General features: G+C 64.8%; 11 protein-coding genes. 10 read left to right on the forward strand and 1 reads right to left on the reverse strand.

Features of this window, described 5'->3' with window-relative positions; genetic code table 11:
• Positions 1 to 96 precede the first annotated feature (96 nt).
• From Q7514_RS04670 to Q7514_RS04710, 9 genes are all read left to right on the forward strand, one after another.
• Positions 97 to 618, forward strand: coding sequence for a DUF6764 family protein (locus Q7514_RS04670; RefSeq protein ID WP_330132097.1), 522 nt, complete (start codon positions 97 to 99; stop codon positions 616 to 618).
• A gap of 114 nt (positions 619 to 732) precedes the next feature.
• Positions 733 to 1,956 carry a serine hydrolase domain-containing protein gene (locus Q7514_RS04675; protein ID WP_330132098.1) on the forward strand — a complete coding sequence of 408 codons (1,224 nt, stop codon included), beginning with the start codon at positions 733 to 735 and terminating at the stop codon, positions 1,954 to 1,956.
• Positions 1,957 to 2,074: 118 nt separating this feature from the next.
• The gene (locus Q7514_RS04680; RefSeq protein ID WP_054712891.1) at positions 2,075 to 2,299 is read left to right on the forward strand and encodes a dodecin; all 225 of its coding nucleotides are present in this window, start codon (positions 2,075 to 2,077) and stop codon (positions 2,297 to 2,299) included.
• 123 nt (positions 2,300 to 2,422) lie between these two features.
• Complete coding sequence (locus Q7514_RS04685) at positions 2,423 to 4,102, forward strand: FAD-dependent oxidoreductase (protein ID WP_330132099.1); 1,680 nt, start codon at positions 2,423 to 2,425, stop codon at positions 4,100 to 4,102.
• Between the two features lie 202 nt (positions 4,103 to 4,304).
• Entirely contained in the window at positions 4,305 to 5,231 is a 927-nt protein-coding gene (locus Q7514_RS04690) for a L,D-transpeptidase (protein ID WP_330132100.1), read from the forward strand.
• Positions 5,232 to 5,376: 145 nt separating this feature from the next.
• Positions 5,377 to 6,303, forward strand: coding sequence for a carbohydrate ABC transporter permease (locus Q7514_RS04695; RefSeq protein WP_330132101.1), 927 nt, complete (start codon positions 5,377 to 5,379; stop codon positions 6,301 to 6,303).
• Positions 6,300 to 7,193 (forward strand): carbohydrate ABC transporter permease, encoded by an 894-nt coding sequence (locus Q7514_RS04700; RefSeq protein ID WP_408016035.1) that lies wholly within the window; start codon positions 6,300 to 6,302, stop codon positions 7,191 to 7,193. Before Q7514_RS04695 ends, Q7514_RS04700 begins: the two co-directional genes overlap by 4 nt.
• A 30-nt stretch (positions 7,194 to 7,223) precedes the next feature.
• On the forward strand, positions 7,224 to 8,552 hold the full coding sequence (locus Q7514_RS04705; RefSeq protein ID WP_330132635.1) for an ABC transporter substrate-binding protein: 1,329 nt from the start codon (positions 7,224 to 7,226) through the stop codon (positions 8,550 to 8,552).
• Between the two features lie 31 nt (positions 8,553 to 8,583).
• On the forward strand, positions 8,584 to 9,663 hold the full coding sequence (locus tag Q7514_RS04710) for an ABC transporter ATP-binding protein (protein ID WP_330132102.1): 1,080 nt from the start codon (positions 8,584 to 8,586) through the stop codon (positions 9,661 to 9,663).
• On the opposite strand, the gene Q7514_RS04715 is transcribed toward Q7514_RS04710, so the two are convergent.
• Positions 9,658 to 10,428, reverse strand: a complete 771-nt coding sequence (locus tag Q7514_RS04715) for a DeoR/GlpR family DNA-binding transcription regulator (protein WP_330132103.1) — start codon at positions 10,426 to 10,428, stop codon at positions 9,658 to 9,660. The genes Q7514_RS04710 and Q7514_RS04715 overlap by 6 nt on opposite strands.
• Positions 10,429 to 10,724: 296 nt before the next feature.
• On the opposite strand from Q7514_RS04715, the gene fgd reads away from it, so the two are divergent.
• Positions 10,725 to 11,729, forward strand: a complete 1,005-nt coding sequence (gene fgd, locus Q7514_RS04720; RefSeq protein ID WP_330132104.1) for a glucose-6-phosphate dehydrogenase (coenzyme-F420) — start codon at positions 10,725 to 10,727, stop codon at positions 11,727 to 11,729.
• Positions 11,730 to 11,746 lie beyond the last annotated feature (17 nt).

Genomic DNA, 11,746 nt, shown 5'->3' on the forward strand with positions numbered 1-11,746 from the left:
AGACTGTGCTGTGACCGCGCTGTGGAGCGTGACAGGGCGAACCTCCCTAAACTGTTATCCGAAGGTAGTTCTTCTGACCGATGGAGGGCCGCAGGTGTGACCTGGGCAAAGATGTCGGGCCGGGTGTCGGCAGTCGGCATGACGCTGGCTGCGGCAATCGGCGGTGCTCTGCTGGCTGCGGCGCCGGCGCAATCGTTGACCTGCTCGGCCCCTCCCGGCGCCCCGACGGAGTCCGTCGAGATCCTCGGGACCGAAGCATGTGGTGCGAACACCGAGGGGCCCGGAGGCGCATGGAGCCATGGGGGCGGCGGGGTCGGTTTCGCGGATTCCCGAGGGGATTCGAGGGTCGGAGCCGTCGGTCTCGACGGTGGGGTCGGAGCTGCCGAGAGTGCCGGAGGGCTGCTCGCCGCCGTCGGCGTGGGTGCGGAGTCTCTCGCGCTCGGTGTGCTCGATCAGCCGGGTACCGCGTTGGTGGCGACCGGTCCGAGGTCACAGGCATTCATCGGCGACGCCACCGATCCGGTCCTGTGCGTGGGAGAGATGGCACTGGCGGCGAACCTCACGACCGGCCAGGGCTGCGTCGTGTACGGATCCTTCCGGTACGCGACGGCGCCGTAGTCCGAGACACCGCGTGGTCCGATAATTCCCGGACTGCCGACAATCTGTATGTAGGGCCTTCCCCGGACCCGCGTCGGCACGTAGCGTGTCGGAAACATCCGAGCGGAGGTGCCGATGAGCGTCCGGACGATCGACCGTGAGCAGGCTTCACGCGGGCAGGGCGTCCGAGAACTGCCCCCGACCGCAATGCACGTCGACCCGAGGTTCCTGCCGCTCGCCGACCGCTTCTTCGCCCTCTACAAGGAGCCGCAGCACGGCGGCGGAGCGCTCACCGCATATCTACACGGGGAGAAGGTCCTCGACATCTGGGCAGGATGGGCCGATCGGAACCGGCGCTGGACCCGCGACACGATGACGCTGTCGTTCTCCACGGGCAAGGGCGTCGCCTCGACCGTCGTGCACAGACTCGCCGAGCGTGGCCTGATCGACTATTTCGCCCCCGTAGCGCAGTACTGGCCGGAGTTCGCGGCAGGCGGAAAGGGCTCGATCACCGTCGCCGACGTGATGACCCACAGCGCCGGTCTGCACCGCGTACGCGGTCTCGTACCCGGCACTCACGGAATCCTCGACTACGACCGGACGGTCGCCGCGCTCGCCGCGGCACACCCCGACAAGCGTCGTCACCGCGGGTCGGGCTATCACGCGGTCACCTACGGCTGGCTGGTCGCGGAGATCGCTGCGCGGGTCACCGGGAAGCCGTTCGTCGAGGTGGTCGAAGAGGAGATTGCCCGGCCGCTGGGCATCCGAGACTTCTGGTACCGGGTTCCCGCCGGCGAACGACACCGCATCGCACCGCTGTTTCCCCGGATCAGTCCGATGGGGCTGAACTGGGGAATGAGCGCGTCGGTGCTGTCGAGGATCGGACCTACACGCGGGCTCGCGGAGGCGGGGATGCCCGACGGATTCGACGACCTCGTCCGTGACCCGGCGGTGCACGATGCGGTGATGCCCGGCTGGAACGGCGTGTTCACGGCGCGTTCTCTCGCACGGATGTACGGGGCGATCGCGGCCGGGGGAGTACTCGACGGTCTGCGGTTCCTGGATCCCGGGACGATCGCCGAGATGAGCAGGGTGCGCCGTCGCAGCCACGACTACGTCCTCGGTGTCCCGATGGCGTGGCGACTCGGATATCACCAGCCCGTGTTCGCGAGCACCGAGCGGCCGCGGGGCGCACTCGGGCACTACGGGGTAGGTGGTTCGGGAGCGTTCGCCGACCTCGAGTCCGGTCTGTCGCTCGCGTTCACCACCAACCGGCTCGGCGCCGGTGCGATCCCGCTCGGCGATCTGCGCCTTGCCCGCCTGGGAGCGCAGGCACGCGACCTGGCAAGGAAAGCGTGAGTGCCCCTGCCCCGAAGTGCGGCGGAGATTCCCGTTCCGGCACGAAGAGCAGGGTGAGGCGGGCAGTATCCGGAGCAGGGCATTCATGCTTTGTGCCGACTATGTGAGGAGCGCCGCCATGAGTCATGTGTACCGAGTGATCGAGGTCGTCGGATCGTCGACGGTCGGGGTGGACGACGCGATCGCCAAGGCTGTTGCGCGGGCCGGGGAGACGACGCGCCACCTGGAATGGTTCGAAGTCGTCAACACGCGCGGCCACATCGATGACGGTGCCGTCGCGCACACGCAAGTTACGCTCAAGATCGGATTCCGGATCGAGTCCGGCGACGAATTGTCCGAATAGCACATTCTCGCCACCGGTAGCCGCCTGCTAGGATTTGGATAATGTGATTCTCGACCAAATCTGTAACGTGTTATAGTCTGGGGTTCCGACGACCCCACCCGGCACTCTCAGGCAGGTAGCGAAGTGGCTTATGTGATCACCCAGGCATGTTGCAACGACGTCTCATGCGTCGAAGTCTGCCCGGTCAACTGCATACACCCGACACCCGACGAGGCGCCGTTCGCAACGACGGAGATGCTCTACATCGACCCGGAGACCTGCATCGACTGTGGTGCGTGTGTCGACGAATGCCCTGTCGACGCAATCTTCGCGGACAACGAGATCACTCCCGAGCAGGAGCCGTACCTCGAGATCAACGCCGCGTACTACGAGCGGTACCCGATCGGTCCGGATTGGCCGGAGCTGCGTAGCCGCAAGAAGATCCCGGCCGATCTCGGAACGCTGCGCGTCGCGATCGTCGGATCCGGTCCGGCCGCGTGCTACGCAGCGCAGGAACTCGTCTCGCACTCGAGCGTCCGGGTCGACATGTTCGACCGCCTGCCCACCCCGTACGGGTTGGTTCGTGCCGGTGTCGCGCCGGATCACCAGACCACCAAAGGCGTAGGCGACGTCTTCCGCAGCGCCATCGGCCACAAGAACACCCAGTGCTGGTTCAACGTCGAGGTCGGCACGCACATCACCCACGACGAACTCCTCGCACACCACCACGCCGTGATCTACGCGGTCGGCGCATCGAGCGACCGTCACCTCGGTGTGCCCGGCGAAGACCTCGTAGGGTCGCACGCCGCCACCGAGTTCGTCGCCTGGTACAACGGCCACCCAGACTACGCCGACCGGCAGTTCGACCTGTCCGGCGAGCGCGCCGTGATCATCGGCAACGGCAACGTCGCACTCGATGTTGCGCGCGCCCTGGTCATGAACCCCGATGACCTCGCTCGCACCGATATGGCCGAGCACGCCGTCGAGGCACTGCGGAACTCGAACATCCGAGAGGTCGTGGTCGTCGGTCGTCGTGGCCCGATCCAGGCCGCGTACACCAACCCCGAACTGCTCGCCCTCGGCCAGCTCCACGGCATCGACGTCATCGTCGATCCGACGGAGATCGAACTCGATGCGGCCAGTCAGGCCGTCCTCGACGACCCCGAGGTCGAGCCTCGGATCGCTCTCAAGATGCGGCAGGTCGAGGGGTACGCACAGAACACCCCGAACCCCGACAACAAGCGCATCGTGCTGCGGTATCTCACGTCGCCGGTCGAGATCGCGGGCGAAGGCAAGGTCGAGTCGATCACCCTCGAACGCAACGAACTCGTCGAGTCCGACGGCCGGCTGGACGCCCGGCCCACCGGCGAGACCGAGACACTCACGACCGGCCTCGTGCTCCGCTCGATCGGGTACCGCGGCACCCCCGTCGACGGTCTCCCGTTCGACGAGAAGAAGGGTGTCATCCCGAACGAGTCGGGCAAGGTCGTCGACCTCGACACCGGCAACCCCGTCCCGGGTGTCTATACAGCGGGCTGGATCAAGCGCGGCCCGAGCGGTGTGATCGGCACCAACAAGCAGTGCTCGGCCGAGACCGTCTCGCAAGTCGTCGAGGACTTCATCGCAGGCCGTCTCGCCGAACCTGTCGCGGATCGGGAGAAGCTCGACGCGCTGATCGCCGAGCGTCGTCCAGATTACGTCGATTACAAGGGCTGGCAGGCCATCGACAAGCAGGAACGCGCACGCGGGAAGGCGTCCGGGCGGTCGCGCCTGAAGTTCGTCTCGATCGAGGAAATGCTCGCAGCGTCGAGGCCCGAGGCCTGACACACGGTCTCGAATCGCACCGAATGAATGTGCCGTTCATCTCCTCCGAGAGTGTGAACGGCACATTCGCTTCGCTGCCCGAATTGCTCGACGCCGGGCCGGTGTGTGTAATGACCAGGTATGCCAGCGCCGCGGTCGGGGATGTGTAAACGCGACGCACCGTCGAACGATGGGTAATTTGTCGATGTCTGTGAAGCAGTCCATGCCCAAGAGTCGTCACCGTGCCACGCGCCGGGTCGGCCGCTTCGTCGCCGCTCTCACGGGTGCCGGCGCAGTCGCACTCGCGATGGCAGGCCCCGCGGCTGCCGCGCCGCTGTGGCCGGGCGGCCCGGAGGTACCGAGTGTCGAAGACCTGATCGAGGGTCTCGCGCCGGCGATCCCGGGCGCACCGCAACTCCCGATCCCGCAGGCCCCTGAGCCGGCGGCGCCGTTCTCGGATCCGTCCCTGAACCCGTCCGCAGGTGAAACGGTCGGCGTCGCGCAGCCCATCATCATCCGGTTCAACGAGCCCGTCGGCGATCGCGCTGCCGCCGAACGTGCCATCAAGATCACTTCGGAACCGGCCGTCGACGGCCATTTCTACTGGGCGTCGGACCAGCAGGTGCGGTGGAAGCCGTTCGAGTTCTGGCCCGCGCACACCACGGTCGACGTCCGTGCGGGCGGCGCGCATTCGTCGTTCACGATCGGCGATGCGCTCGTGACCGTGGCCGACGACAATACCAAGACGATCACCGTCACCCGGAATGGCGAGGTGGTCCGGACCATGCCGACCTCGTTCGGCAAGCCCGGCCACGACACCCCGAACGGCACGTACATCGTCGGCGACAAGTTCCGCGACATGTACATGGACTCGTCGACGTACGGTGTGCCCGTCGACGACCCCGAGGGCTATCGCACCTACGTCGAGTACGCGACGCGGATGTCCAACAGCGGCATATTCATCCACGCCGCCCCGTGGTCCGAATGGGCGCAGGGCAACACCAACACCAGCCATGGCTGCCTCAACGTGAGCACCGCCGACGGCCAGTGGTTCTACGAGAATGCCCGCAAGGGCGACCCGGTGATCGTGCAGAACACCGGGGGCGGTGTCCTGGGTGGCTGGGACGGCCTCGGAGACTGGAACCTCTAGCGAGCACTGAGTTCCGCCCCCTACCAGACCGAGCGAGTGAATCGTCGGTTCGATCTATCGAGACGAACGATACATTCGCTCGGATGGGTAGGGGGCGCCTTCTTTTCGTAACCACCTGTTCGCAGATGGCGGACAGACTGCCTCGGTGCCATCGAGTCCGGAACGAACACTGCCGCAGACGGGCCGCGGTCTACGCGGCCGTCCGTGGACCGACTACGCGCTGTTCGCGGTGCTCGTCGGACCCAACGTCGCGCTGCTGGTCCTGTTCACCTATCGCCCCCTGGTGGACAACATCCGGCTCTCGTTCTTCGAGTGGAACATATCCAGCCCCACGTCGACGTTCATCGGCTTCGACAACTATCGAGAATGGTTCGGCAGGTCCGACACCTGGCAGATCGTCGGAAACACACTATTCTTCACCGCGGCCGCCGTCATCGGTTCGATGGTGCTCGGCCTCGGCCTCGCTCTGCTCCTCGATCGGAAGCTGATCGGTCGCAATCTCGTCCGCTCCACACTGTTCGCGCCGTTCGTCATCTCAGGCGCCGCCGTCGGTGTCGCCTTCCAATTCGTCTTCGATCCGAACTTCGGCCTCGTCCAGGACATTCTGGCCCGGATCGGAATCGACTCGCCCAACTTCTACCAGGACCCGACCTGGGCGCTGGTGATGGTGACACTGACCTACCTTTGGAAGAACCTCGGCTACACGTTCGTCATCTACCTCGCCGCGTTGCAGGGGCTGCGCTCCGAACTGGGTGAAGCCGCCGCGATCGACGGGGCGTCCGGGTGGACCACGTTCCGCAGGGTCATCCTGCCTCAGCTTCGCCCGACCACATACTTCCTGTCGATCACGGTGTTGCTCAATTCGTTCCAGGTGTTCGACATCATCAACGTGATGACGCGCGGCGGTCCGCTCGGCACCGGCACCACCACCATGGTGTTCCAGATCTACGACGAGTCGTTCCGTAACTTCCGCGCCGGATACGGGGCAACCGTGGCCACCATCATGTTCCTGGTGCTGCTCGCGGTGACCGTCTACCAGGTCCGCATCATGGATCGAGGGGATCAGAAGTGACTGCTCTCGCCGACCGTCCCACCGCCTACGTCGAACCCGAGCCTGTGGACGCCGACACCCACGCGCGCCGCGAACGTCTCGTGAAGGTGTTCGGCTATGCCGCCATGCTGTGTGTCCTGATCATCGTAGGACTGCCCCTGTACTGGATCGTCATGACCTCCTTCAAGGAGCGCCCGGACATCTATACGATCCCGGTGACCTGGTGGCCGGCCGTGTTTCATCCCCAGAACTACTCCGAGGCCGTGCAGTCCGTGGAGTTCTTCGCGTTCCTCCGCAACTCGGTGATCATCACATCGATCCTCGCGGGCGTGAAATTCGTCCTCGGTGTGCTCAGCGCGTACGGGTTGGTGTTTCTCCGCTTCCCCGGCAAGAACCTCGTGTTCCTCGGAATCATCGCGGCACTGATGGTGCCCAACCAGATCACCGTCATCTCCAACTACGCGTTGGTCGCAGAATGGGGATGGCGCAATACCTTCCAGGGCATCATCGTTCCACTCGCGGGCGTCGCCTTCGGCACGTTCCTGATGCGAAACCACTTCCTGTCGATTCCGGCCGAGATCATCGAGGCCGCAAGGATGGATGGGGCCGGCCCGCTGCGGCTGCTGTGGCGCGTCGTGCTGCCGTTATCGGGCCCGACCATGGTGGCGTTCGCCATCATCACCGTGGTCAACGAGTGGAACGAGTACCTCTGGCCGTTCCTCATGGCGGACGACGCATCGGTAGCGCCGCTGCCTATCGGACTGACGCTGCTCCAGAACAACGACGGCGTCACCAATTGGGGTCCGGTCATGGCGGGCACCGTGCTCGCGATGCTCCCGATCCTTGTGGTCTTTCTTCTCCTGCAACGACACATGATCAAGGGCCTCACCTCCGGTGCGGTCAAGGGCTGAACACTCAGGGAGCTGGTAATGGGTATCGACATCAGGAATTTGAACAGGCGCGGCTTCCTGGGGCTGACGGGTCTCGTCGCGACGAGCGCGGCGCTGGCCGCGTGCGCGGGAACCGGCGACGGCTCGAGCGGTTCCTCCGGCGCATCGGGATCGGCGGCGTCCGGCGACGCGACCACTGTCAACTTCTGGTCCAATCACCCCGGCAAGTCGATCGAGATCGAGAAGGAACTGATCAGCCGTTTCCAGGCGCAGAACCCCGAGCTCACGGTCAACCTGATCGACGGTGGCAAGAACTACGAGGAGGTGTCGCAGAAGTTCAACGCGGCACTGTCCGGTGGCGACCTGCCGGACGTCGTCGTCCTGTCCGACGTGTGGTGGTTCAACTATGCGATCACCGGTGCCATCGCGCCGCTCGACGATCTGTTCTCGACTGCCGGCGTCGACACCGGCGACTACGTCGACTCGCTTCTCGCCGACTATCTTTACGAAGGAAGCCATTTCGCGCTTCCTTACGCGCGGTCGACGCCGCTGTTCTACTACAACAAGGACGTCTGGAGCCAGGCCGGGCTGCCCGATCGCGGCCCCGAATCGTGGGCCGAGTTCGACGAGTGGGGACCGCGCATCCAAGAGGTCGTCGGCGGCGGGAAGTGGGCGCACGGCTGGGGCAATGCTGCGGACTACCTCGGCTGGACGTTCGAGGGGCCGATCTGGACCTTCGGCGGCGCCTACTCCGACGGGTGGGACCTGAAGTTCACGGATTCGAAGACCCTCGAGGCCGGCGCCTTCCTGAAGGACATGATCCACACCAAGAAGTACGCGTCCGTCTCGAACGACATCGCCAACGACTTCTCGGCCGGTCTCCTCGCGTCCACGATCGCGTCCACCGGCGACCTGTCCGGCATCACCAGCAACGCAGCCTTCGAATTCGGCACCGCCTTCCTGCCTGCACCCGACGGGCCCGGCTGCCCGACCGGTGGTGCCGGTCTGGCGATCCCGTCGGGTATTTCCGACGAGCGCAAGGCCAACGCGCTGAAGTTCGTCGATTTCGTCACCAATGGCGACAACACGGCGTACTTCTCGCAGAACACCGGATACATGCCGGTCCGCAAGTCCGCGGCCGAGAACGACGAGATGAAGAAGTACCTCGACGAGAACCCCAACGCGCGCACCGCTGTCGACCAGCTCGCCGTCACACGTTCGCAGGACTACGCCCGCGTCTTCGTTCCGGGTGCCGACCAGGTGATCGGAACCGGACTCGAGAAGATCGCGCTGCAGAACGCCGACGTTGCAGTGACGTTCGCGGAAATCCAGGACCAGCTGCAGCAGATCATCGATCGTCAGATCACCCCCAGCCTGTAAGCACACATTCACAGATAGAGGTACGAACCCAGTGGCCCAGATCAGTTTCCGCAACGTCACGCACCGCTATCCCGGTTCGGACCGCCCGGCAGTCGATTCGCTCGACCTCGAGATCGCGGACGGCGAATTCCTCGTGCTGGTGGGTCCGTCCGGATGTGGGAAATCTACGAGTCTGCGCATGCTCGCCGGTCTCGAAGCGGTCGATTCCGGCCGCGTCGAGATCGGTGGGCGCGACGTGACGGGGTTGCCGCCCAAGGCCCGGGATGTGGCGATGGTATTCCAGAACTACGCGCTGTACCCGAACATGACGGTCGCCGAGAACATGGCGTTCGCGTTGCAGAACGCCGGAATGAAGAAGCCCGAGCGCACGAAGCGTGTACTCGAGGCCGCGACAATGCTCGAACTCGAACAGCTGCTCGATCGCAAACCGGGCAAGCTCTCGGGTGGCCAGCGTCAGCGAGTGGCCATGGGGAGGGCCATCGTTCGCCATCCGGCGGTGTTCTGCATGGACGAACCGCTGTCGAACCTCGACGCGAAGCTGCGGGTGAGCACCCGCGCCCAGATCGCCGAGCTGCAACGCCGACTGGAGACCACAACGGTGTACGTCACCCACGACCAGGTCGAGGCGATGACGATGGGCGATCGGGTCGCCGTGCTCGACGGTGGACGTCTCCAGCAGGTCGCGGCGCCGCGCAAGCTCTACGACGACCCCGTCAACACCTTCGTAGCGGGATTTGTCGGGTCGCCCGGAATGAACCTCATCGATGTTCCGGTGGAGGACGGATCGGCGACACTCGGTGCGCTGCAGGTTCCGGTACCCCGGTCGGTCGACTCGGGTCGTGTGGTGCTGGGAGTGCGGCCGGAATCGTGGACTCCCGTCGGTGCGTGGCGGAAGGGTTCGTGGACATTGCGGACGGTGCTCGTAGAGGAACTCGGGGCCGAGTCGTTCGTCCACGCGGTAGCGCAAGCCCCGACCGACGGGATGGGCAAGGTCGTCGTGCGATGGGATCGGCGGACTCCGATCACACACGGTGAAGAGATCCACCTGATTCCGAAATCCGGTGAGGTCTTCTTCTTTTCGGCGGAAACCGGCCTGCGCATCAGGTCATGACGCGGTGGGCGTCTCGGCGATCGCCAAGGTGTCGCCGTAGAGGTCGCGTTGGTCGTCACCGAGCCCGGAGTCGGTGACGATCGTGCTCACCTCGTCGAGCGCAGCTACCTTCGCGAGTGCGCGGTGCCCGAACTTGGCGTGGTCGGCGACGACGACTGTGTGCGCTGCGGCGGCGATCAGGGCGCGTTTGATGGGAACTTCGAGGGTGTTGTTGTTGGTGATGCCGGCGGCGGGGTCGATCGCGTCCGCCCCGAGGAACGCCCAGTCCGCCGAATAGTGCGACATGAACCGGACTGCATGGTCGCCGATGAGCGTGTAGACGGAGCCGAGCAGTTCACCCCCGGTCACCAGCAGTCGCACATCGGGAAACGATGCGACGAACTTCGCGATGCGGAGATCGTTGGTGAGCACGGTCAGCGACGACTTCTCACGCAGCGCAACCGCGACCTCGTAGGTCGTGGAGCCGCTGTCGAGAACGACACTGTCGCCGTCGGACACGAACGCGGCCGCGGCCGAGGCGATCGCCGATTTCTCGGCGCGGCGTACGTCCTGTTTGAGTGCGTACGGGACTTCGAACGACGCACCGTCGATCGCTTTCGCGCCGCCATGTGTGCGTTCGACCTTGCCGTCGCGTGCGAGCACATCGAGGTCGCGCCGGATGGTGGAGGAGTCGACACCGAGGGCCGCCGACAACGTCTTCGCGTCGACGTATCCGTCGGCGAGTACTCGAGTGAAGATCTCACGTCGTCGTGTGCTCGCGGACACGAATGCTCCTCGGATCGGTGCGTCGGTTATGGGGCGGCCGAGATCGGGACTCTGCTCGATTGGTGACGACCATAGCGCACCGACACGCAGAATGCGCATAGATGTTGACACTCATGCGCGAAACTGTGCATTATTTCGAGCAAAACATGCGCGATCTCGCGCAGTGATCGCGAAGCTGGTCACGAAACCTGAAGTTTGCCGAGAACAGAAGTTTTGCCAAGAACACCGGAACCACCGAGGTTCCTTTACGGACCTCGGTCGACCGCATACGACGTCGTCCTTCGGAGGTCACACGCATGCTCAAGTTGGGATACAAGGCTTCGGCGGAACAGTTCGGTCCGCGTGAGCTGGTGGAGTTGGGGGTGCTCGCCGAGGCGCACGGGATGGATTCGGCGACGGTGTCGGATCATTTCCAGCCGTGGCGGCACAACGGTGGTCATGCGCCGTTTTCGTTGGCGTGGATGACTGCGGTGGGTGAGCGTACCGAGCGGTTGCAGTTGGGGACCTCGGTGCTGACGCCGACGTTCCGGTACAACCCGGCGGTGATTGCGCAGGCGTTCGCGACGATGGGGTGTCTGTATCCGGGTCGGGTGTTTCTGGGTGTGGGGACCGGTGAGGCGCTCAATGAGATCGCGACGGGTTATGAGGGGCAGTGGCCGGAGTTCAAGGAGCGGTTCGCGCGTCTTCGTGAGTCGGTGCGGTTGATGCGGGCGTTGTGGTCGGGGGAGCGGACGGATTTCGCGGGGGAGTTCTACAACACGGTGGGGGCGTCGATTTATGACGTGCCCGATGGTGGTGTTCCGGTGTATGTGGCGGCGGGTGGTCCGGTGGTGGCGCGGTATGCGGGTCGGGCGGGGGATGGGTTCATCTGTACGTCGGGTAAGGGTATGGAGCTTTATACCGACAAGTTGTTGCCTGCGGTGGCCGAGGGTGCGGGGAAGGTCGGGCGTGAGGTGGCGGGGATCGACAGGATGATCGAGATCAAGATTTCGTATGACACGGATCGTGATCGGGCGTTGGAGAATACGCGGTTCTGGGCGCCGTTGTCGTTGTCGGCGGAGCAGAAGCACAGTATCGAGGATCCGGTGGAGATGGAGGCGGCGGCGGATGCGTTGCCGATCGGGCAGGTGGCGAAGCGGTGGATTGTGGCGTCGGATCCGGATGAGGCGGTGGAGTTGGTGAGGGCGTATGTGGATGCGGGGTTGAATCATTTGGTGTTTCATGCGCCGGGTCATGATCAGCGGCGGTTTCTGGAGTTGTTCGAGCGGGATCTGGCTCCGCGGCTGCGCGCCCTCGCCTGAGCGGACGGTTGAGCGAG

The organism is Rhodococcus artemisiae (assembly GCF_036327795.1).
In the GTDB taxonomy this organism is placed as follows: Bacteria; Actinomycetota; Actinomycetes; order Mycobacteriales; family Mycobacteriaceae; genus Rhodococcus; species Rhodococcus artemisiae.